The following is a 21,638-nucleotide window of genomic DNA, read 5'->3' on the forward strand; positions in this document are numbered from 1 at the left end:
ACCCGAGTCGCAAGAGACCGCGCGTGTCTTGACCGCATAAACGACGCAGGCCGCATCGATTTGTCTGGCCGACGTTTTCTTCCGCGTTCGGCGAGAGGGGCGTCGCGATACGTCCGCAGTGCTTACGCCTCTCACCGGAAGCATCGACGACCGCCGCTTTAGCATATCTCGATAGGCGCCCGTTCATCATGTTGGTTTGGGCGATCCGCAGCGGGGCCCCATCGGGCGGAAATGGCCACCCGGTACCCCACCCCGGCCGGCTCTGTTTGAGGGGTTTCCAGGTGTCGGCCCGGTTCCGGAATTAACGGACCATTCCGGAACCGAAACGATTGCGCTATACTCCTTGCATGGCCCGACCCTGCTCCGTCTGCACCCATCCGCAAACCGTCGCCATCAACACGGCGCTGGCCAACGGCGTACCCGCCAAAAGGGTCGCAGCGCAGTTCGGCCTGAGCAACACTTCGACGTTCCGGCATCGAACGAACTGCTTGAATGGCGTCGGGGCGAGCAGGGCCATCGTCCGCCAAGCCTCCCACGCGGCGGTTGCTCTGGCGAGCTTGCCCAGTGCCGACGAAGTCGGCCAAGCCTATTCCAGCATCGGGCGGCGGCTGGACGGGATCATCGCGAGGTGCGAGGCGGAGGGCAGCACAGCGACGGCGATCCTGGGTTTGAAGGAACTGCGCGGCGTCGTCACGGCACAGGCGCACCTCGCCGGCCACCTCGGCAACGGTGGCCCGACCGTGGCGATCCAGAACAACGTGAGCATCGATGTGGGCAGCGTCGTGCGGGAGCTGCTTGGCGCAATAGGCCCGATGGCATCCACGAAGACGCTGGCGCGCCTGGAGCGCCTCGTCGATGGTGAGTGACCTCGCCCGCACTGCCGCTAGGAGGGCGCTCTACACGCTGTCGCCGTCGACGTGGTCCCGCCGTGAACTTGGTCTCGATCTCGACCCGTGGCAGCGCGCGATGACGGACGCTCCTGCCGGCAGCCGCGTCATCGCGTTGACCCATCGCCAAGCGGGCAAGACTTCTGCCGCGTCGGTCGGCGTTGCCCACACCATGATTTGGCGGGGTCCGGGTACCACGAACCTCATTCTCGCGCCGACGCAGCGGCAAAGCGCGGAACTGATCAGGCGTTTGCGCGGTCGCCTCATCGACAGCGGCGAGAAGCTGGACGTCGACAATGCGTTCTCGGTGGAGTTGCAGAACGGGTCTCGCTGTCTCGGTCTCCCTGGCGCGGACGATGCAGCAATCCGTGGGTTGAGCATCGACGGCGACCTTGTCATCGACGAAGCCGCCCGCGTCTCAGACGCGCTCTATGATGCCGCTCGTCCGATGATGATCCGGCACTCGGCAGTAGCCCGCCTCATCCTGCTGTCCACGGCATGGGCGAAAATGGGCTTCTTCTACCGTGTCTGGACGGAAGGAGACCCGCACGACTGGCTGAAGATCGAGGCGAGGGTTGCAGACTGCCGCCACATCAGCGCCGCGGACCTCGAGAAGGAACGCCGCGCCATGTCGGCGAGCACGTTCGCCCGCGAATACCAGAACCACTTCGACAGCATGGAGAGCCGGTTTTTCGATGCGGACGCCATCGCAGCCGCGTTCAGCGGCGGCTTCGGGCCGACCCCGCAAATCGAAGAGGATCCGGTCGTCTCCGTCGGCAGTGTGTTTGGAAAGGTCTTCCCGTGAGCTACAGCGAAGCAAACCCCGCGACCTGGTCGCGCTCGGCGGCATCGACGATGTGGATTGCCGTGGATGTCGGGCTGATGCAGGACCATTCCGCCTTCGTCGTCGCTGGCGTGTGGCCACAAGCTGGTTCGGCGATCGGTGTCATCGATATCAAACAGTTCCCGCTTGGGTATCCGCTCGAGGACGTTGCCGAGGAGGTCGCGGCGGCCGCGCGACTGCACCAGGCGAAGGTGATCGTCGATGCCACCAACAACAGCGCATTCGTCGGAATGCTGGCGCAGCGGCTACCCGCACCTGCGGCGAACCACCTCGTCGGCGCTGCCATAACGTCCGCGATCGGCCACGCCGCCCAGCCGGCGCCGATGGCGATTTCGCTCGGCGGGCTCAGAAGCGCCGTGCCGCGCTGGTCGCTGTCCAAAAGCGAACTCGTGCAGAACGTGAAAGCTGAACTGACGAACAAAAGCCTACGCCTGGCTAAGGTCGGCGACTGGGAGGCGCTGCAGGCCGAGCTGTTGGGAATGGAGCAGACTGTCCGCGCCAGTGGCACGTCCGCTTACGCCGCTCCGTCCGGTCAGCACGACGACCTCGCGATGGCATTGGCGCTGGCGGTGTTCGCGTGCCGATCGGTCGGTGGTGTCGTGCGGCACCGTTTGACACCACACCGGGGCGCGCGAGTTTCGTCGGCAGCTTGGACCTGATCAGAGCTGTCCCGATGGCGCGCGCGAACGACCGCTCGTGGTTGAGGACCCTTACCTCAAGCGACGGCCAAGATTCACTCGCTATCGGGCAGACGCTTGCTAGATTCGAGCGTCCAACGCTCCCGGGCCCGCCAACGTGTACGCCCCTCGCGCCACGAAAAAGGGTGCGCGTCCCTTCCGGGGTGCCAATATAACCCATTGAAATCGTTCGAATATCCTTCTGAGGCCAACGCCCCCGGCGATGGCGAGGCCGACACTTGGACAGGATTCGGACAGCATTGATCGCGGGATTGAGTCGTTTGCGTCTGCTGGCGTCGGCTTCGACCGCGCCGCGGAAGTCCGATACCCTGTACGACATGCCATGACGATGAAGGCATGAAGCAACAAAGGCGATACCGATTCCAAAACGATGAACGTCGCTGTGGTTGGGTGACTACGCCCGCCCCACGACATGCTTTTTCGGAGCCAGGACGTGCATCCCCGCCGATGACGGCCAGTAGACCGTGAACCGCTGGTCCGGGATGCCGTCGCCGCGGCAGACCAGTTCAACGACCTTGTCCCGGGTGAGCTTAATGCCGTTTGCCTTCGCCTGATCCATCAGGAACGCGGCCAGTTCCGGAGGCGCCTCCGACATCGCGAGCTCCGCGAGCGGATAGACTTCCTCCCTGAAGGGATAGGACCCGGCTGGCAGCGTTGGGACTGTGGTCATCGATATTCGCCGGCGGCTCGGGAGGGCTACGATACACGACCTGCGCGAATGAGCGAAGGGGGTTCGCGCGGCGCGTCGACCGGAACCGATGGTTAACGGTGTGCTGCTACCTTCGCGCGAATCGCGGGGGATCTGAGATGCCGCTTAAGGACAAGCCGACCGTCATCGAGCATCTTTTCAAGGCGCGGTACGATGAGGCGACTAAGACATTCTCCGACGAAGTCGTCGACGCTGATGCTCTCAAGGCCGCTATGGAGTACTGCAATCAGAACCTCGGCACTGGTCTAAGCACCAACAATCCTGCGAATTTTCTGAAGGACTATCTGCGTTCCCCGCGTCGGAACGCCGATTGGCCTCCTCTACTTCACAGCCATAGAGTCACTGCCCGGCAGAAATATCGGAACAAGCGGGTTTTCGCCTTTGCGCCTTATGAAACAGGCGTGAACGAGCCGTTCCCCGACGAGTTCGTGATTGCCACCGAGGAGGAGCCGCACACGATCGAAGCGGTCTCGTTGCCGTCGGATGCTCGCGCACTCGGAAGGAAAGACGAGGCTTGGCTCATCCAGGTTTGCGTGCACCAACGCATCCTACAGACGCACTTCGCGCTCTACTCGAAGCTGAAGGTCGTGGACATATTTCACCTCCAGAACAGCCTCAAGGCTACCCCGGAGATAGATGCTGTCTTCCTCATGACGCTCCAGGATGGCGGTAAGCGAGTCAAGGCGTTGGTGACCATGGAGGCAAAACGCGAAGACCCTATCCTGAAGGATCAGGTGCGCTCGCAGGTCGCGTACATGGCCAGCCAATGCCAGAAGAAAGCGGAGCTCAACGACATCAAGTTCATCATCCCGGTCGCCGCTCGGAGCGGGAGACGGGGTACCGAGCGGGTTGTCAACGTCTTTGAGATGTCGAAGATCGCGGTCGATGTAGGTGCTGCCAGCTTCGATGCCGAGGAGGAACATCTCATCGCGCTGAAGACGGAGAGCAGCGTTTCCTATCGCTTCAAGCCAACCATCATCGGCATCTAGCCTAGCTGGGGCTCCAGGGCGGCGAGGCGAGCCGCCTCGGTCTCTGTCTGGGTCCGCTTCTTCGCGCCGCTCTTCATGTCGCGCTTGCCGCTCGGTGCTTCGACGCCGAAGTGCCGGGCAGCCGACTTCATCTCCATATACAGCAACGCCTCGTCGCCGAGCTTCATGACGCCGGCAGGCCGGGTCGGGGTGTAGCCCAGTGCCGAGATGACCTGCGCGGCGACGGCGCGGCCGAGCGGCGGCGGGACGGCGTTCCCGATCTGCCGGGCGCCATGCCACTTGGTCGAGTGCATCCGGAACCAATCCGGGAAGCCATGCAGGCGGGCCATTTCGCGGACGGTGACGCATCGCGCCAGCTCATAGTGGATCGGGCGCGGGCTGGTGAACGCCCCGCGTGCGCCATCCGTGCCGGCGCGCAGCGTGTTCGAAAGGCCTTCAGGATTGAGCCGATAGAATCGGGAGATCGGCTCGGTCGTGCCGGGCAAGGTCGCGGCGAAGCGGCGACGCGATATCTCCGTGTGCTCGGTCTGCCAGGACGACGTCAGGATGCTGGGGTCCCACTCGCGGACGTGCCCGAAGTGCCAGCTGTCGTTGGTCTGGCAGCGCATTTCGGTGGCATAGGCGCTGGGCTTGCGATGCTTCGCGCCGCGAACCTTGTCGGTGTTCGCGAGGAGCGTGAACTTGTCCGCGTCCGGCAGGTCTCCAAGGGCCTCGCGGGCGGTCGGTCCCATCGGCAGGCCCGTAACGTTCCGCTTCGCATCCGCTGGCGTCGTGATCGGGGTCGGATAGACCGGCAGCTTGGAACCCTTCTTCACGCCCACGAGGATCAGGCGCTGACGATGCTGAGGGACACCGAAGTCGGCGGCGTCGACGACGCGCCATGGTAGGCGCACGTCATAGCCGGCCTTGTCGAAGGCCTCGACGAGTTCCTCAAGAAAGGCGCGATGGCGGCCAACAGTCAGGCCTTTCACGTTTTCGAAAACGAACGAGCGGGCGTCCAGTTCCGAGACGATGCGGACGAATTCGAGCACGAGCTTGTTGCGGGGGTCATCGAGCACTCGGTGCCCGATCATCGAAAAACCCTGGCAAGGAGGGCCGCCAAACACACAATCTACGGCCTTGTTGCCAATGCCCGCCGCTTGTCTGATCTCCAACGCACTTACGACGGCGACAGAGCGCGGGATGATAGCGCAGTCGGGGAAATTGAACTTGTGGACAGCGCAGTGGATCGGATCGATTTCGACGGCGGCGCGCACGTCGAAGCCCGCCTGCTCGAAGCCCAGGCTCAGGCCGCCAGCTCCGGAGAACAATTCGATTCCGATGGGGCGCGTCATACCTAAACTTTCACGATTCTTCGTTAACCAACGGCGAACTGCCTTTACCGAGCGGTCCGAGAAACGTCATAAGCCTGCTTGCCAAATCAGCGCCAGAGTGAATCTGGCACTGCCACAGTGTCAACGCCTCCCAGCCGTTGTCTGCTAAAGCTTTTTCTGCCGAGGCATCGCGGGCGCGGTTCGCCTCGATTTTCGGCCCCCAATACTCCAGCCGGCTTTTTGGCAGCCCACCCTTTTTACAGTCATGGCCATGCCAGAAGCACCCGTGCACGAAAATGACCTTCTTCCTCCCTGGGAAAACGAGATCAGGAGATCCCGGCATATTTCTCAAATGCAACCGATAGCGGTAGCCCAGCGAATGAGCCATGCGGCGAACCGTCATCTCAGGCCCAGTGTGCTTCTGGCCGACACTTTGCATGATGCGTCGGCGTTGCTCTGGTGATCGGGGGTCTGTCATCGGCGGTACGTTACGTCCTGCGAGACACTCAGATTTGATCCAACAGACGTTGGACCTGAACAGCCGACGATTTCCCGTCCCCAATGGCCTTGATGTCTCTAGAGCTCAATGCGACTGCGATGTCTCGCAGCGATGTGCCGCCACCGCTTTCGATCTCGGCAATTATTGGATGAAGATCGACCGCCTTGCGGGCTGCCCTCTCCCGACGCGCTTTGAGGCTGGCCGCACACGCCTTTGAAGGCACCGCAGGCAGGTTGCCCCTACTGCCGCCCAACTTGACGCAGCGAGCCTTAGCGGCCGCCAGCGCCTTCCCTGTTCGTTCAGAGATTGGTCCGGCATCCAACTCAGTAACCGCTAGCAACTGCCGCATCATGAACGTTCCAGCCGGACCTTCGTTTTGCGGGAGGTCACAAAACCGCCAGCTTCGTCATAAAGTTAGGATTTCGGGTAAGACGGCTGACGTTCGCGACGACGAGTTCGCTCCCATTACGCGGCATCGGACTAGGGCCTTTTCGAGTTCGGGCCGGTTGTCGTCCTTGGCCCTTCCGCTATCGACCTCGACAAACTGGCCGACGATCTGGGTCCATTGGCCGAGCTTGGTCAAGCGCCCTTCAGCTTGTCGCCGCCGTACCCACCATCGGCGAAGACATGACGCAGCCAGGGATAGCGGTGGCGGATCGAGGCCAGGACACCGACGGCCCCGTCTCGATCCTGAATATCAGCGCCGTGGACGACGAGCCCGACCAGATGGCCAAATGTGTCGGTGCCGATGTGGCGCTTGCGACCCTTGATCCTCTTGCCGGCGTCGAAGCCGCGAACACCGCCGCTTTCGGTGGTCTTGACGCTAGGCTGTCGATGACGCCGGCCGTCGGGCTCGCCTCCCGGCCTTCGACTTCACGCGCCGCCGTGACCAGGTGGCTGATCGTCTTCAGAACCCCCCGGTCGCGCCAATCGTAAAAGTAGCGCTGGACGGTCGTGAAGGGCGGGAAATCCCTGGGCAGCAGCGACCACGCGCAGCCGCTCGACGCCAGATACAAGAGCGCGTTCACGACCTCGCGAAGGTCCGTCGTCCGGGGACGACCAAGGGCCCTCGGCTCGGGCAGGAAGGGCGAAATCAGCGCCCACTCCCGATCGGTCAGATCGCTTGAATAGCGCAGCCCTCGGCGTGCATGATCACGCCGAGCGGTTTCGGTCCAGGACATCGTGGCCTCCATCACGTCGCAACCTGACGGAATCACAACCTGCTGAAACCGCTCAACTCTTTTCGGGTTGGGGTTGTAAGGAGGCGGCGTTGGAATCTAACCTTCAGCAACTCGCAGAAGCAGTTCTCGCTAAATTTCGAAATGGTGAACTCGCCTGGGGCGAATTCACTGGCTGTCGGTTCGCGCGGCGGAAAGGCGTGATTGAAGGTAATTTTGAGAGCTGGCTCGAAGAGTTAATTGATATTAATGGTGATGTTATAGCTGAAATTAAAGCTCTTAAGATGGGATGGAGTGACGAGAAGATTGCATTGATTGCCGCTGGAAAGATAAAGCCAAATGAGCAGGAGCTAGATGAGCGGGGGTTATTCTGCGGAGAAGATGAAGATGTAGAGGTAATCGTTTATGTTCCGCTCGAATGTGACGGAGTGATTATCGGTTGGGCTGGCATCGCAGAGTCTGGTCCTGCATTCCATCATAAATATCGGTTGGTAGCAGTATCTGAACAAGAGGAGGAAATAGATACGTATATAAATGCTAATTATTTACTGTGAATGTGATTTTCATCTATATATTGCAATTCGTCGGCGTGGATCCGATAATTGATAGGCCGCCGAGCCGGGCGTGGCGGATATATCAGCGCTCGCGCGATGTGCTCGATTGCGATATGGATCGCACTGACGGAAGCTTGGAGTGGCCTGCTGGGTCTCGACGCGGTACTTAAATTGGAGGATCGCCCAATGGGACATATCATTTGCCCTAAACCCGGCCTGTGGCATGAAATTCATAAGCGCCTTGTCGCCACGATGCGTGATGGCGATCACAGCTCACCGCCACCCATTCCCCTGATCCTTGCCGGATGGGCGCACAGCAGCGACCGCGAAAAGCGGTTACGATGGCAACAGACGATTGCGTGGGCAGAGAGCCATTCTTGCTCAGAACTCGTGCGGGATCTAGAGCCTGATTTGATGTACGTGGCTGCGAAAATCCCCGACTAGCGACTAGCGCTTTGCTAGCCGCCTAAGCAGTTGCAACGCCTCGGTACGTCGAGCGCCTCGGGCCGCAGCGGACCGTCGACCCACATCGCCAGCAACGCGTCAGGGGATGCGATCTCGCGAACTGGCAGCGCCTTGATCGCCCCAATGTCCATGACGCCGTAGTGCTGGCTCGGGCTCTTGCCCTGCCCCTTCAGGGGGGGGCGCACTCCACTTGGGCTTTACTGGCCGGACGTTGGACTGGATGCGTAGACATAGGCGACGTTCAGTGCAGCCGGCGCGCGGTTTCCGCGTCCTCGCAACAGTTCAGAAATCCCGATAACCACTCGATGTCGGCGTCGTCCAGGCGATGCCAGAGCAATTTCGCCTGCGCCGGCATCAACTGATGAAGCAGTTCGAACACCTTCTTGAGCACCGTCGGCACGCGCGCGTCGTGAAATGCCGCACTCAGCGCTGCCAGCTCCGCTATGGGATCACCTTCTACGCCCTCCACTGGCCCGCTCCACCTGAGAAGCTCAGCGGCCTCCGCACCCGCCTCGAAGGCGAGCTCGTGCAGTTCGCCTTCAGACACCTCATGCTTCTTCTGCGTAATCGAAGTCATCACTCTTTTACTCCCGTGTTTTGGGGGCTCGTGATTTTGAGCCTCTTCTTCCACACACCCCGGACACCCCGGACACCCCGGACACCCCGGACATCCAATGTTTTCCTGGCATTTCACCCCGGACAACCACCCCGGACCTCCCTAACGCCACCCCGGACAGTCCGGGGTCGATGTCCGGGGTGAAACTTGCGGCTACGCCTCGATGTCCGGGGTGTCCGGGGTGTCCGGGGTGTCGAAGAAGGGGACGTTTTTCGTCACGGATTACTCTCGAAGAACGCGGCGTTGATCCGGTAGACGTTCGCCATTCCGCCATCACCACGGCGGCGGAACGTCAACTCGCTGTGCTTGGACCGAACAAGCAGACCCTTTGCCGCGATAGCGCGGATGGCACGGCGGACTTGCGTGTCCGACCAGCCCAGCTTTTGGCGCAGCGCCGACGGCAGGCAGTCGACGTTCAGCAAGACCTCGTTGCCATCCCTGACTGCCCACCCCAACCGGTCTGGGATGGAGGTGGCGTGGTCTTTGTCGACACCGGCCCCACCGTAGGTGCTGGACTGAAACCGACCGGGGCTCATGTGAAAGAAACCGATCAGGTCCCGCAGCAACGCGGACTCTTCCGTGCTTGACGTGGCTCCATACTCCGTAATCCACGCGGCCAGGATTTCTGAGAAGGCCCAGAGCATGGCGCGGGCGGCGGGACCAGCCTTGGCTCCGCCATCGCTAAGGGAGGCATTCAGCGCGTCGTCCCCAGCACCCGCGCTCCACGGTACGCCCACCACATCGGCGGCAAGGGCGGCGCAGATGGCGATAGACCCGAGCCGGGATGCCACTCGGCCCGCCTGCGCCGCAGCCCCCGCGGGGAGCTTGGCGGCGCTCACCTGACCCCAGGCCAGGTGGAGCAGACGCAGCCGTTCGCGCGCTTCGTCGCCGTGCTCGGCCAGCCATGCCACGAAGGCGGGACCGGCATGTCCGTAGGAGCGCGTCGAGGCGTCGGCGAGTTGTTCTGAGAAGGACTTGGCATCGGGCGCGCCGTGGAGCTCGCGAAAGATATCCGCCGCGCCGATGTTGATGACGCGGACATCGACGCCGGCGTCCTGCACCTGGCGGTGCCGTGCCTGCCCCTCATCCGCAAGGTCAGCGAGCGTGCGCTCGCCCGACGACAAGGCGAACAGCTCCCAAACGACTTCCGGCCGCAGCATGCCGTCGGCGGTCATGCGAGCCTTTGCCCGACCGTTGGCGAAGTCGTAAGCGAAGGACGACGCCGCCTTTCTGTCGAACGACTTCAACTCATCGAAGGCGATGCCAACATGGTTGTGGGCGGCGAGCAGGTTCTCGGACGCGTTCGCCGTCGTGCGCCACGGATGAAGGAACGAGGTAGGTGCGCTCGTGGGCAGACCCGCGCCCCACACGCTGCCGCCTGCTCGCAAGCTCGTCGTCTTGCCGCCGGTGGACGGCCCGATGATGTGGATCATCGTGTTCACTTCGGCATGGCCGCCAAGGAATTCGATGGCAGGCCCCGCCAGCATCGTACCGACGGCAACCATCGGGATCGGGTTTCCGTCGCAAGGCGCGGCGACCTCGCTCATCCACTTTTCGAGGGTGCCCTCCATGCCAGCACGGCAGCGGTCTCCGACATCCGCGACGAGGACCTCTCCGTCGGGCATTTTCCCGATGATCCTGCCTGGCAAAGCGAAGACAGCGCCGCGCATCTGCCAGCCCGACGCCGCCGAAAAGCGGGCTAGCGGGACGGCTGCATCGGAGATAGCTCCCGCGACGACACGAGGGGGCACGAAAGTGCGGAGGCCGGCCTCGGACAGTTTCTGCACGACAGCGCGGGGGTCGGTCTGCAGCATCCCATTCGAAATGCGGACAGGGTGATCGTGCCCCCGTCTGTCCCGAACCGCGACGTCCGTCGCCCAGCCCAACCCGTTCATGTCGCTGACATGGTACAGCGCCCGCATGTGCGAGCAGACGGGGTAGGCGACAACCGTTCCGTCATCTTGCTCCCGCAAAACCTCAACGGCCCCGTCGGTGCTAAAGGCATACCCATTGGACAGCCCGGGGGCAGATTGCGAGAAACGCTCCGACGTATCTCCTGCCGGACCTGTTTTCCGCTTGTTCTTGCCAAGCGCTACGCCGATCAGCTTCTCCGTGAGGCCTTGGGCGTGCAGTTGCGCCTTGACGGCATCCAGATCCCAACCATCCGCCATGGCGGCCCTCACCGCGGCGCGGATGTCCTTGGCGGAACTGTTCTTACTGATGCCATCCAGATGTTCGACCAGCGAAATCCGGTTCTCGGTATCGACTTCGGGCGTTTCGGTGCTCACGCAGCAACTCCTTCGGCGACCTTTGTGATCGCCCATTTGGCAAGCATCTGTGCTTCGTCGTGCTGCTGCGCGCAGATGACGGCGGCGTCGGTGATCTCGGCTGCGCCCCAGCCGTCGCGGGCCAGCAGCCACGCCAGCGTGAAGACGAGCCGTCCCGCGATGAGCGGATCCAGCCCGGTTCTGACCCGCTTGCGAATGAAGTGGACGGCGTCCCCGCGACTGCGGTCGCGCTCGATGCGCTTGCCGTTGTCGTAGGCGGCGCGCAGTCCATCCTTCAGCTCGGCGAGTTCGGCTTCCTGCACGATGTTGAGGATCGGGTTCGGAACGAAAGTCGTCGCCGTCGCTCCTGCGGCAGGCGGCTTCCAGCCGTGATCCATCGCCAGCCTGAACACGGAGCCTGGACCGATGATGGCATCCCCGCGCTGATCCTTCCGCAACGTGCTGGCGCAGGCGTCCTTAAGACGCCGCAGGTTCGCTGCCGCATCGCGCCCGAGCACCAGAACGATTTCGTCATAGAGCGCCAGGACGGCGTCTGAGTGCCCGACCACCGTGATGATGTAGGCGCAGGCCATCACAAAAACCTTCCAGCCGTCATACCCGTCACCGCCGTCGGCGCTCAGCCCCCAGGGGGACGGTGCGAGCGCGGCAACGTGGCGCGATGCCCCGGCGAAGTCCTCCATGCAGAAATTCGCCGCAGCGATCCCACCCGACAACTCGGCGTTCTGCGAATTGGCACTGCCTCGGGAGGACACCGACGCCGTCACGACATAGGGCGCGAGTTTCGCCGCCAACCACTCCACCGGGTAATCGTTGCCGACGATGGCGCTGACCAGCAGGACGTCGCGGGGCGGGTCGTATTTGAAGTTCTTCGTGCCGGGCACGCGCAGGACGCGGGCGGCGTCGGTGGAAACGCCGGGGTCAATCACGAAGCCGTGGTGCTTCGCCGCCTGGGCAAGGGCCACCGCCAGAGGACGCCATTCGTCCACCCCCAACGCACGGTCAAGCACCCAATGAGCATGGAACCCACCCCCGCCACTGCCGACGAGGAGCGTCGGAGGGGGGAGCGTCGTGGCCCGCAGAAACGCCTTGAGCGCATCAGCCGCCTCCGCCGTCGTGGCATAGGCTCCGGGCTTCACATCGACGTCGATGAAGAGCGACTTCAGCGCAAAGGCGCCATAGGCGCTGCGATGGACGTCGTGGATGGTGAAACCGTCGGCGCCGACGATCTTCGCCGTGGCCTCACGCTGGCTGCTCATGCAAACGTAAATGTTGCGGGTGTTGGGCTGGCGAGTGAGCCGCGCCATCGTCCTATCGGCTTCGTCCAGCGTTCGCACACCGCACGAACGCCAGCGCTCCACGCCATCCCGACAGGCGACGGTGTAGGTGATGCAGACGAACGCTTCGCCCGCGATGGGCAAGGCCATCGTGCGAGCGAGAAAGGTGCGGGCAGCCGTTGGAGAAAAAGCCATCACTGGAACCCTTCGAGACAGGAGCCCGCTACGGGAGGAGGCGAGCGTCGCGCGCGGCGCGGCGGTCGGTGATCCACGTCTCGACTTCCGTCAGGCACCACGCGACGGACACGACGCCGTCGATCTTGATCGGCTGCGGAAACTGGCCTTCGGCGACGAGCCTGTAGATGGTCGACCGGCCCAAGCCGGTCAGCGCGATGACGCTGTCGATGCGCAGCAGCGCCTCACAGATGCGGTCGGCGAGGATAAGCTCGCCGGGCTTGGTCATGCCAAGCTGCCGAGCGACTTCGTCGGCGACGGTCATCCTGACTGCAGAAGTAATGTCCACGTCGGACCTCCTTTGGGGATTAGGTCCGATCTCATGCCATCCGCGCCGGGGGCAGGTAATGTCGGCAGCTAGCTCACTGCATGGATTTCGGCACGCCACGCTGTCTGTTTATCGCAGCGATGTCCGCTCTCACCGTCCGCTCTCCCGCACCCAGGCCAGCGCACGCCAGCCGCTTCATAAGTGCCTCGACGGCTGCTGCGCCTGACGGCGTGCTGCGCAGCCGTTCCGGAATGTCGCTGGCCGGATCGAACAGCCAGAACTCAACCATGATCCGCCTGATCGCCTGCTGGGTTTGCCGCTCGCGTGCCCGTTTCTGCCCGCCCGCGCGCTGCCCTGCAGTTCCCCTGACTCCGGCTTCTGCCAGCCGTTCGGCCAAGCGCCGTTCGGCCCGCTCCTCGTCACTGATGTCCAGTGCGCGGCTCCGCCCGGCGATGGCGAGAAGGTCATCGTCCTTCATGCCGACCTCGCCATCGGGAGGATGTTGTCCAACTTGCCAGTGGCCAGCATGTCCAACCGGTCGGCGAGCCGCTGCAGTGCTTGGGCGTGCTCGGCCTTGTAGCGCGCCTTGTTGTATCCGGCGACCAGCGAGCCCCCGACCGCGCTGTGGCCCAGAATTACCTCAACGACGTGGGGTGGCTCGCCCAGCTCGCCAGCCAGCGTGGCGGCGGTTCTGCGCAGGGCATGAGGCGACAGGTTCCGCACTCCCGCCGTGGTCATCTTCGCACGGCACCAGCGCGGCCAGTTCTGCACCAGCGCGCCACCGTCGACACCAGCGACCACGAGTTGGTTAGGCTCGCCGCGGCTGATAATCCGCAGCACCTCGACCATCTGCCGGGGAAGCGCAATCACGAAGTCGGGCAAGACGCCGTGCCCGCGCGTGTTCTTCCGCCTCAGCCCCGGAATCGTCCAGATCCCGCGCTCGACGTCGACCTCCGACCAGGTCATGCCAGCAACTTCCCCGCGCCGACATGCTGTCCAGAGCATGATCCGAGCTGCGAGGCCATATCCTGTCCCGCCCGCGATCTTCAGGAACTTGCCGACGTCCTCCGGCGTCATCGTCTTCTGGAGCGGCGGTGAGCGGCGTTTCGGCGCGCGCAGTCCGTCCGTGCCCGCTTGCACCAGCCCAAGCGCGAGCGACCAGCGCATCACCGGACGCATGTAGGCGGCAGCGAGTTGCGCGCCACGGATGCTGCGAGCCGACCAGGCCACGACGGCGGCCTGCAGGTCGGTTGGCTTGACGTCGAACGCAGGCCGAATGAGCAGCCCAGCGAAGACGGTTTTCAGGTGTTCGATCTGCGCAGATTTCGACCGCAGTTCTCGTCCGTCACCGACTTCGAAATAGCCGTCGATTACCGTTTCCAGCGTGCCAGCTCCGGTTCGCGCGGCCTTGGCGCGGCCGACTTGCGCTTTCTTCTCAGCCATCGGGTCGACACCGGTCCGGATCTGCTGCCGCATCTCCCTGGCACGGTCTCGGGCCTTGGTGAGGGAGAGGTTCTCCCCGACCGCAAGTCGGCGCTGCACACCGTGCACTCGCACTGCGAGGGACCAGTAGACATCACCCGCCGTACCGCGCCGGGCACGAAGGCCTTGGACCTCGCCATCGATGATCTGACCACTACCGGTCCCCGACTTCCACACATCGAACTGTCGAGAGTTCAGCGCGGGTACCTTCTTTGCCATGTCGACATCTCCATTGGCCCCACTGAGGCCCCATCGTCTGTGAGATTTGCACGGACGAACGTTGATGGCTATGGGCAACAGATAGGCGAATTAACGCGATAATTCAACGTATTCCGGGATACGTGTGGACAAATACGAACATCTGCGGATGACCTGACAACCAGACTTTTAATCATGTGGTCGTGGGTTCGATCCCCACCCCGCTCACCAGTGCAGCAGGCGTCTCGCTTCGCGCCGCGCGTTAACCGGTCGGAAACCAAGCCTCCGTAGCGTGGTGCCATGGTTATCCGCCGCGGCCTCCGCTCCATCTTCGTGACATTGGCGCTCTATCTCGTGTCGGGAGCGGCCGTCGCCTATTTCATGTTCCATGCGCAGCATGGCGCTCGTGGTCTCGAGGCACGAGGCGCCGTCAGGGAATCGCTGCGCGACATGGAGGCCGAGCTCGCCGCGCTTGTGACCGAGCGCAAGTCCTGGGAGCATCGGCTCGCCCTCGTGCGGGACGAGGCCGTGGACCGCGACCTGCTGGAAGAGAACGCGCGCAGCACCCTCGGCCGCACTCATAAGAACGACGTAGTCATCATGGGCCGCTGAGCTCTAACGATACGGCACATAGTCCCAGACGTATCGATTAACTGAAAACAAGTTACGCATGGAGTTTCTCGTTTTTTCAACGAGTTAGATCATGCTGCATTGCGAGATAGCGTCCTCGCCAAGGTTTTTGCGATCCTCTACAACAAAGGTCGAACGATCTTGGAGGGCCGCCTGATGGCTGTTGCTGCGCGTAAGTCGAAAGCTCCCGCTCAACCGAAAGCCGCCGCGAAGCCGGCAAAGGCAAGAGCCGCCAAGGAAGGAGCGGGAAAGACCTCCGCCCTCAGCAACGCGCCGACCTTCACCAAGGAAGAAGACCTCCACGCCTATCGCGAGATGCTGCTGATCCGGCGCTTCGAGGAAAAAGCCGGCCAGATGTACGGCATGGGGCTGATCGGCGGCTTCTGCCATCTCTATATCGGCCAGGAAGCCGTCGTCATCGGCATGCAGATGGCCTCCAAGGACGGCGACCAGGTCATCACCGGCTATCGTGACCACGGCCACATGCTGGCCTGCGGCATGGAATCGCGCGGCGTGATGGCGGAGCTGACCGGCCGACGCGGCGGCTATTCGCGCGGCAAGGGCGGCTCCATGCACATGTTCTCGCGTGAGAAGAACTTCTACGGCGGCCACGGCATCGTCGGCGCGCAGGTCTCCCTCGGCACGGGCCTGGCCTTCGCCGACTGGTACCGTGGCGACAACACGGTATCGATGACCTATTTCGGCGACGGCGCCGCCAATCAGGGCCAGGTCTACGAGAGCTTCAACATGGCCCAGCTCTGGAAGCTGCCGGTCATCTTCATCATCGAGAACAACCGCTATGCCATGGGCACCGCGGTGAGCCGCGCCTCGGCCCAGACGGATTTCTCCCGCCGCGGCGTCTCCTTCGGCATCCCCGGCGAGCAGGTCGACGGCATGGACGTACGCGCCGTGCGCGAGGCAGGACAGCGTGCGATCGAGCACGCCCGCTCCGGCAAGGGGCCCTACATCCTGGAGATGCAGACCTATCGCTATCGCGGCCACTCGATGTCGGACCCGGCGAAATACCGCTCCAAGGACGAGGTCCAGCGCATGCGCGAGGAGCATGATCCGATCGAGCAGGTGAGGGCGCGCCTCGTCCGCGATTTCCAGATCGGCGAGGACGAGCTGAAGGCGGTGGATGCGAAGGTCCGCGAGATCGTCAACGACGCGGCCGAGTTCGCGACGCATGATCCCGAGCCCGATCCGTCGGAGCTCTACACCGACATCCTGCTGGAGCCGGCGCAGGGCTGAGCCCGCGCCCGCCTCGTCCTTTCCCCGCGTCTCAGAATCCGGGTGCGTTCATGCCGATCGACATTCTCATGCCTGCCCTTTCCCCCACCATGGAGGAAGGAAAACTGGCCAAGTGGCTGAAAAAAGAGGGCGATCAGGTCAAGTCCGGTGACATCATCGCCGAGATCGAGACCGACAAGGCGACCATGGAGGTCGAGGCGGTCGATGAGGGCATCCTCGCCAAGATCCTCGTCGCCGACGGCACCGAGAACGTCGCGGTCAACACGCCGATCGGCGTGATCGCGGCCGAGGGCGAAGATGTCAGCGCGGCTGCGAGCGGCGGCGGCAAGGCCGCGGCTCCCGAGAAGGCGCCGGAGCCCAAGGCGGAAGCCAAGCCCGAGGCGAAGACAGAGGATGTGCCGGCGGCCAGCAAGCCCGACACGGTGCCGGCCCAGGCCAAGGCCTATGATGCCTCTTCCGAATTCCCGGCAGGCGCCGAGATCGTCAGCCAGACGGTCCGAGAGGCGCTGCGCGACGCGATGGCCGAGGAGATGCGCCGTGACGGCGATGTCTTCGTGATGGGCGAGGAGGTCGCGGAATATCAGGGCGCCTACAAGGTAACCCAGGGCCTGCTGCAGGAGTTCGGGGCTAAGCGCGTCATCGATACGCCGATCACCGAGCATGGCTTCGCCGGCATCGGCGTCGGCGCCGCGTTGTCCGGTCTGAGGCCGATCGTCGAGTTCATGACCTTCAACTTCGCCATGCAGGCGATCGACCACATCATCAACTCCGCCGCCAAGACGCTCTACATGTCCGGCGGCCAGATGGGCGCACCGATCGTGTTCCGCGGACCGAACGGCGCGGCGGCACGCGTCGGCGCCCAGCACAGCCACGACTATGCCGCCTGGTATTCGAACGTACCCGGTCTCAAGGTCGTAGTGCCCTACAGCGCCTCCGACGCGAAGGGCCTGCTGAAGAGCGCGATCCGCGACCCCAACCCGGTGATCTTCCTCGAAAACGAGATCATGTACGGCAAGTCCTTCGACGTGCCGAAGGGCGACGACTTCCTGATCCCGATCGGCAAGGCCAAGGTGGTGCGCTCCGGCACGGACGTGACCATCGTCTCCTTCGGCATCGGCATGACCTATGCGCTCGGTGCCGCCGAGGCGCTGGCCAAGGAAGGCATCGAGGCCGAGGTCATCGATCTCCGCACCATCCGCCCGATGGATATCGAGACGGTCGTCGCATCCGTGCAGAAGACCAATCGCTGCGTCGCGGTGGAGGAGGGCTTCCCGCAGTCCGGCGTCACCGCCGAGATCGGCATGAAGATCATGGAGGCGGCCTTCGACTATCTCGACGCGCCCGTCATCCGCGTCACCGGCAAGGACGTGCCGATGCCTTACGCGGCGAACCTCGAGAAGCTCGCGCTTCCGAACATCGGCGAGGTCGTCGCGGCGGCCAAGGCCGTCTGCTATCGCTGAGAGAGGGCTGACCGATGCCGACGAACATCCTGATGCCCGCGCTCTCTCCCACGATGGAGAAGGGCAATCTCGCCAAGTGGCTGAAGAAGGAAGGCGACACGATCAAGTCCGGCGACATCATCGCCGAGATCGAGACCGACAAGGCCACCATGGAGGTCGAGGCGGTCGACGAGGGCATCCTCGCCAGGATCGTGGTGCCGGAGGGCACGGCCGATGTCGCCGTCAATGAGATCATCGGCGTGATCGCCGGCGAGGGCGAGGACGCCAAGAGCGTCTCGGCCCCCGCCAAGGGCGACGCTCCGAAGGCGGAGGCCCCCAAGGCCGAGCCTGCGAAGGCTGAAGCCCCCTCGGCCGCACCCGCTCCCGCCAAGGCGGCCGACGCGCCCACCGCATCCGCGCCGGCGAAATCCGACGGCAGCCGCTCCTTCGCCTCGCCGCTGGCACGCCGCATCGCCAAGGACGCAGGGCTCGACCTCGCCGCCATCGCCGGCTCCGGCCCGCATGGCCGCATCGTCGAGAAGGACGTCGAGGCTGCAAAGAAGGGCGGCGGAGCTAAGGCTGCAAGCACACCTGTCCCCCAGACAAGTGCGCCATCCGCCCAGAAGCCTGCTGCCGCGCCCCTTGCGGCCGGCCCCTCCGACGAGCAGGTCAAGAAGCTGTTCGCGCCGGGCTCCTATGAGGAGATCCCGCATGACGGCATGCGCAAGACCATCGCGCGCCGCCTGACCGAAGCCAAGCAGACCGTTCCGCATTTCTACGTCACGGTCGATTGCGAACTGGACGCGCTGCTGAAGCTGCGCGCCGAGCTCAACGCCGCCGCGCCGGAGAAGGACGGCAAGCCGGCCTACAAGCTCTCGGTCAACGACATGGTGATCAAGGCGCTGGCGCTGGCGCTCAAGGCCGTGCCGGACGCGAACGTGTCCTGGACCGACAACACCATGCTCAAGCACAAGCACGCCGATGTCGGCGTCGCGGTCTCGATCCCCGGCGGCCTGATCACGCCGATCATCCGCGACGCCTGCCACAAGACGCTGAGCCAGATCTCCAACGAGATGAAGGACATGGCGGCGCGGGCCAAAGCCCGCAAGCTGAAGCCCGAGGAGTATCAGGGCGGCACCACGGCGGTCTCGAACCTCGGCATGTTCGGCGTCAAGGACTTCGCCGCCATCGTCAATCCGCCGCATGCGACGATCCTCGCGGTCGGAGCCGGCGAGCAGCGCGTCGTCGTGAAGGGCGGCCAGCCCGCCGTCGCGACGGTGATGTCGGTGACGCTCTCGACCGATCACCGCGCGGTCGACGGCGCGCTCGGCGCGGAGCTTCTTGCGGCGTTCAAGGGCTATATCGAGAAGCCCATGGCGATGCTGGTCTGAGCGGCGGGAGACACACCATGTCCGACTACGACGTCATCATCATCGGCTCCGGCCCCGGCGGTTATATCGCCGCGATCCGCGCCGCGCAGCTCGGCTTCAGGACCGCGATCGTCGAGCGCGAGCATCTTGCCGGCATCTGCTCGAACTGGGGCTGCATCCCGACCAAAGCGCTGCTGCGCTCGGCCGAGATCCTGCACTACGGCCAGCACGCCAAGGATTACGGGCTCGTGCTGGAAGGCTCGTTCAAGGCCGATCTCGATGCCGTCGTGAAGCGCTCTCGCGGCATCGCCGTGCGGATGAACAACGGCGTCCAGTTCCTGATGAAGAAGAACAAGGTCGATGTGATCTGGGGCGAGGCCAAGTTGACCAAGCCCGGCACCATCGCCGTCGCCCCGACCAAGAAGCCGGCGATGCAGCCGCAAGGGCCGGTGCCGAAGGGCGCCAAGGGCGAGGGCACCTACACCGCCGACCACATCATCGTCGCGACCGGCGCCCGGCCGCGCGCGCTGCCCGGCCTCGAGCCGGACGGCAAGCTGATCTGGACCTATTTCGAGTCGATGGTCCCGGCCAAGATGCCGAAGTCGCTGCTGGTGATGGGCTCCGGCGCCATCGGCATCGAGTTCGCCTCCTTCTACCGGACGATGGGCGTCGAGGTGACGGTGGTCGAGGTGCTGCCGCAGGTCGTTCCCGTGGAGGATGCCGAGATCGGCGCCTTCGCACGAAAGGCCTTCGAGAAGCAGGGCATGAAAATCCTGACCGGCGCGAAGGTCACCAAGGTCGAGAAGGGTGCCGACTCCGTCACCGCCCATATCGAGGACGAGAAGGGCGGCAAGCAGACCATCACCGCCGATCGCATGATCTCGGCCGTCGGCGTCGTCGGCAATATCGAGAACATCGGTTTGGAAGCGCTCGGCGTGAAGACCGATCGCGGCTGCATCGTCATCGACGATGTCTGCCGGACAAACGTCAAGGGCATCTACGCCATCGGCGACGTCGCCGGCCCGCCGATGCTGGCCCACAAGGCCGAGCACGAGGCGGTGATCTGCGTCGAGGCGATCAAGGGTTTGCACCCGCACCCGATGGACAAGCTGATGATCCCGGGCTGCACCTATTGCCACCCGCAGATCGCCAGCGTCGGCCTGACCGAGGCGAAGGCCAAGGCCGCCGGTCACGAGATCAAGGTCGGTCGCTTCAACTTCGTCGCCAACGGCAAGGCCGTTGCGCTGGGCGAGGATTCAGGCCTGGCGAAGACGATCTTCGACGCCAAGACCGGCAAGCTCCTCGGCGCGCATCTGGTGGGCCCGGAAGTCACCGAGCTGATCCAGGGCTTCGTCGTCGCGATGAACCTCGAGACGACCGAGGAAGAGCTGATGCACACCATCTTCCCGCATCCGACCCTGTCGGAAGTGATGAAGGAAAGCGTGCTGGACGCCTACGGCAAGGTGCTGAACGCCTGAGGCTCTGCTCTCCCCGCGGCGCGGCTGTCGCCTTGGGCAATAGCGTGTCATGCTGGGGCTTGCCCCGAGGATCTCGTGACGAGATGGCGGCTGAGCCTCCTTCTGCAAGAGATTCTCGGGTCTGCGCTTCGCTCCGCCCGAGAATGACGGCCTATGTTCCAGTCGCTGGAGCTTGGCGGGCGGCTCGCCCGGTCTCATATTGCGCCCATGCCGCCACGCACCCGCAAATCGCCCAAGCCCGACCGTGTCGTCCGCGAGGAGGAGGTCGAGATTCTCCCGCCGCGTCGTGACCTCGCGCTCGACTGGCGCGTCATCGTCCCCACCGTCGCGTTCGGCACCGTCACCGGCTTCGTCGCCAGCCTGATCGTGGGCGGGGGCGGGCTGGTCCGGCATGCGGTCGTGGGCATCCTCGGCATGCTGGTGGGGCAGGGTATCGCACGGCTGACCGGCTGGCGGCTGAGAACCGGCTACGGCTTCCTCGACGATGCCGGCATGGCGGTGCTCGGCGCGATCCTCGTCATCCTGCTGGCCCGCTTCATCGCCTAGCCGGAACCTGCTGCAATCGTTACGGTATGAAGGCGCGCATCTGCGCATGGCCAGGGGGATGTCTTCTATGGAAAGCTTTGCCGCCACCATGGCCCAGCCGGGCTACGGCTTCTTCATGACGCTCTTCATCGCCTTCTCGCCGGCTGGATCGCCGAGCGCCTGACCTCATCCGACCACGGGCTTTTCACCAACATGCTCGTCGGCGTCGCCGGCTCCTTCGTGGGCGCCAAGGTGGCGGAACTCATGGAAATTCCGGTCTTCGGCTTCTGGCGCACGCTGACCGCCGCGGTGGCCGGCGCCATCATCGTCATCGTGATCTGGAATGCGGCCCGCCGCCGCGGTTGAGGCCGCCCTGCGCAGCCCGGCAGTTGCGGGAGCGCTCTTTGAAGATTAGCTAGGAGGGAGCCGGTTCTGCCGGCTCCTGCTGT

General features: G+C 63.9%; 23 protein-coding genes and 1 pseudogene. 12 read left to right on the forward strand and 12 right to left on the reverse strand.

Annotated elements, in window-relative coordinates; all coding sequences use genetic code 11:
* The first annotated feature begins 347 nt into the window (after positions 1-347).
* Genes NWE53_RS05855 through NWE53_RS05865 form a run of 3 tightly spaced genes read left to right on the forward strand, consistent with a single transcriptional unit; the run spans position 348 to position 2,390 of the window.
* Positions 348-866 carry a hypothetical protein gene (locus tag NWE53_RS05855; RefSeq protein ID WP_265053423.1) on the forward strand — a complete coding sequence of 173 codons (519 nt, stop codon included), beginning with the start codon at positions 348-350 and terminating at the stop codon, positions 864-866.
* Entirely contained in the window at positions 856-1,692 is an 837-nt protein-coding gene (locus NWE53_RS05860; RefSeq protein WP_265053424.1) for a hypothetical protein, read from the forward strand. The genes NWE53_RS05855 and NWE53_RS05860 overlap by 11 nt, the downstream gene beginning before the upstream one ends.
* Positions 1,689-2,390: a hypothetical protein gene (locus NWE53_RS05865; RefSeq protein ID WP_265053425.1), complete on the forward strand. Its 702-nt coding sequence runs from the start codon at positions 1,689-1,691 to the stop codon at positions 2,388-2,390. Before NWE53_RS05860 ends, NWE53_RS05865 begins: the two co-directional genes overlap by 4 nt.
* 433 nt (positions 2,391-2,823) lie before the next feature.
* Here NWE53_RS05865 and NWE53_RS05870 read toward each other — a convergent pair whose 3' ends face one another.
* Positions 2,824-3,099, reverse strand: coding sequence for a hypothetical protein (locus NWE53_RS05870; protein ID WP_265053426.1), 276 nt, complete (start codon positions 3,097-3,099; stop codon positions 2,824-2,826).
* A gap of 137 nt (positions 3,100-3,236) precedes the next feature.
* Between NWE53_RS05870 and NWE53_RS05875 the strand changes: the two genes are divergently transcribed.
* Entirely contained in the window at positions 3,237-4,127 is an 891-nt protein-coding gene (locus tag NWE53_RS05875) for a hypothetical protein (RefSeq protein WP_265053427.1), read from the forward strand.
* On the opposite strand, the gene NWE53_RS05880 is transcribed toward NWE53_RS05875, so the two are convergent.
* From NWE53_RS05880 to NWE53_RS05895, 4 genes and pseudogenes are all read right to left on the reverse strand, one after another.
* Positions 4,124-5,461 carry a DNA cytosine methyltransferase gene (locus NWE53_RS05880; RefSeq protein WP_265053428.1) on the reverse strand — a complete coding sequence of 446 codons (1,338 nt, stop codon included), beginning with the start codon at positions 5,459-5,461 and terminating at the stop codon, positions 4,124-4,126. The two genes, NWE53_RS05875 and NWE53_RS05880, sit on opposite strands and share 4 nt — an antisense overlap.
* A 10-nt stretch (positions 5,462-5,471) precedes the next feature.
* Positions 5,472-5,918, reverse strand: a complete 447-nt coding sequence (locus tag NWE53_RS05885) for a very short patch repair endonuclease (protein ID WP_265053429.1) — start codon at positions 5,916-5,918, stop codon at positions 5,472-5,474.
* A 28-nt stretch (positions 5,919-5,946) separates the two neighbouring features.
* The gene (locus tag NWE53_RS05890; RefSeq protein WP_265053430.1) at positions 5,947-6,291 is read right to left on the reverse strand and encodes a hypothetical protein; all 345 of its coding nucleotides are present in this window, start codon (positions 6,289-6,291) and stop codon (positions 5,947-5,949) included.
* 207 nt (positions 6,292-6,498) lie between these two features.
* Positions 6,499-7,120, reverse strand: a pseudogene (locus NWE53_RS05895) (IS5 family transposase); the annotation flags it as partial.
* A gap of 89 nt (positions 7,121-7,209) precedes the next feature.
* Between NWE53_RS05895 and NWE53_RS05900 the strand changes: the two are divergent.
* The gene (locus NWE53_RS05900) at positions 7,210-7,671 is read left to right on the forward strand and encodes a hypothetical protein (RefSeq protein ID WP_265053431.1); all 462 of its coding nucleotides are present in this window, start codon (positions 7,210-7,212) and stop codon (positions 7,669-7,671) included.
* Between the two features lie 458 nt (positions 7,672-8,129).
* Here NWE53_RS05900 and NWE53_RS05905 read toward each other — a convergent pair whose 3' ends face one another.
* From NWE53_RS05905 to NWE53_RS05935, 7 genes are all read right to left on the reverse strand, one after another.
* Positions 8,130-8,321, reverse strand: coding sequence for an S-adenosylmethionine-binding domain-containing protein (locus tag NWE53_RS05905; RefSeq protein WP_265053432.1), 192 nt, complete (start codon positions 8,319-8,321; stop codon positions 8,130-8,132).
* Between the two features lie 56 nt (positions 8,322-8,377).
* Entirely contained in the window at positions 8,378-8,713 is a 336-nt protein-coding gene (locus NWE53_RS05910) for a hypothetical protein (protein ID WP_265053433.1), read from the reverse strand.
* Positions 8,714-8,967: 254 nt separating this feature from the next.
* Entirely contained in the window at positions 8,968-11,040 is a 2,073-nt protein-coding gene (locus tag NWE53_RS05915; protein WP_265053434.1) for a DUF927 domain-containing protein, read from the reverse strand.
* On the reverse strand, positions 11,037-12,509 hold the full coding sequence (locus tag NWE53_RS05920; protein WP_265053435.1) for a hypothetical protein: 1,473 nt from the start codon (positions 12,507-12,509) through the stop codon (positions 11,037-11,039). The genes NWE53_RS05915 and NWE53_RS05920 overlap by 4 nt, the downstream gene beginning before the upstream one ends.
* Before the next feature lie 28 nt (positions 12,510-12,537).
* Positions 12,538-12,813 carry a helix-turn-helix transcriptional regulator gene (locus tag NWE53_RS05925; protein WP_265053436.1) on the reverse strand — a complete coding sequence of 92 codons (276 nt, stop codon included), beginning with the start codon at positions 12,811-12,813 and terminating at the stop codon, positions 12,538-12,540.
* Between the two features lie 97 nt (positions 12,814-12,910).
* Entirely contained in the window at positions 12,911-13,294 is a 384-nt protein-coding gene (locus tag NWE53_RS05930) for a hypothetical protein (RefSeq protein WP_265053437.1), read from the reverse strand.
* A complete protein-coding gene (locus NWE53_RS05935; protein ID WP_265053438.1) occupies positions 13,291-14,517 on the reverse strand; it encodes a tyrosine-type recombinase/integrase in 1,227 nt (408 codons plus the stop codon). Before NWE53_RS05935 ends, NWE53_RS05930 begins: the two co-directional genes overlap by 4 nt.
* 279 nt (positions 14,518-14,796) lie before the next feature.
* On the opposite strand from NWE53_RS05935, the gene NWE53_RS05940 reads away from it, so the two are divergent.
* From NWE53_RS05940 to NWE53_RS29830, 7 genes are all read left to right on the forward strand, one after another.
* Positions 14,797-15,108 carry an FtsB family cell division protein gene (locus NWE53_RS05940; RefSeq protein WP_265053439.1) on the forward strand — a complete coding sequence of 104 codons (312 nt, stop codon included), beginning with the start codon at positions 14,797-14,799 and terminating at the stop codon, positions 15,106-15,108.
* Between the two features lie 174 nt (positions 15,109-15,282).
* A complete protein-coding gene (pdhA, locus tag NWE53_RS05945; protein WP_265053440.1) occupies positions 15,283-16,377 on the forward strand; it encodes a pyruvate dehydrogenase (acetyl-transferring) E1 component subunit alpha in 1,095 nt (364 codons plus the stop codon).
* Positions 16,378-16,427: 50 nt separating this feature from the next.
* On the forward strand, positions 16,428-17,837 hold the full coding sequence (locus NWE53_RS05950; RefSeq protein WP_265053441.1) for a pyruvate dehydrogenase complex E1 component subunit beta: 1,410 nt from the start codon (positions 16,428-16,430) through the stop codon (positions 17,835-17,837).
* 14 nt (positions 17,838-17,851) lie between these two features.
* Complete coding sequence (locus NWE53_RS05955; protein WP_265053442.1) at positions 17,852-19,207, forward strand: pyruvate dehydrogenase complex dihydrolipoamide acetyltransferase; 1,356 nt, start codon at positions 17,852-17,854, stop codon at positions 19,205-19,207.
* Positions 19,208-19,224: 17 nt separating this feature from the next.
* Positions 19,225-20,664 (forward strand): dihydrolipoyl dehydrogenase, encoded by a 1,440-nt coding sequence (gene lpdA, locus NWE53_RS05960; protein ID WP_265053443.1) that lies wholly within the window; start codon positions 19,225-19,227, stop codon positions 20,662-20,664.
* Between the two features lie 153 nt (positions 20,665-20,817).
* Entirely contained in the window at positions 20,818-21,210 is a 393-nt protein-coding gene (locus NWE53_RS05965; RefSeq protein ID WP_265053444.1) for a GlsB/YeaQ/YmgE family stress response membrane protein, read from the forward strand.
* Between the two features lie 192 nt (positions 21,211-21,402).
* The gene (locus tag NWE53_RS29830; protein ID WP_320109554.1) at positions 21,403-21,555 is read left to right on the forward strand and encodes a GlsB/YeaQ/YmgE family stress response membrane protein; all 153 of its coding nucleotides are present in this window, start codon (positions 21,403-21,405) and stop codon (positions 21,553-21,555) included.
* Positions 21,556-21,638 lie beyond the last annotated feature (83 nt).

This window comes from Bosea sp. NBC_00550, assembly GCF_026020075.1.
Classification (GTDB): Bacteria; Pseudomonadota; Alphaproteobacteria; order Rhizobiales; family Beijerinckiaceae; genus Allobosea.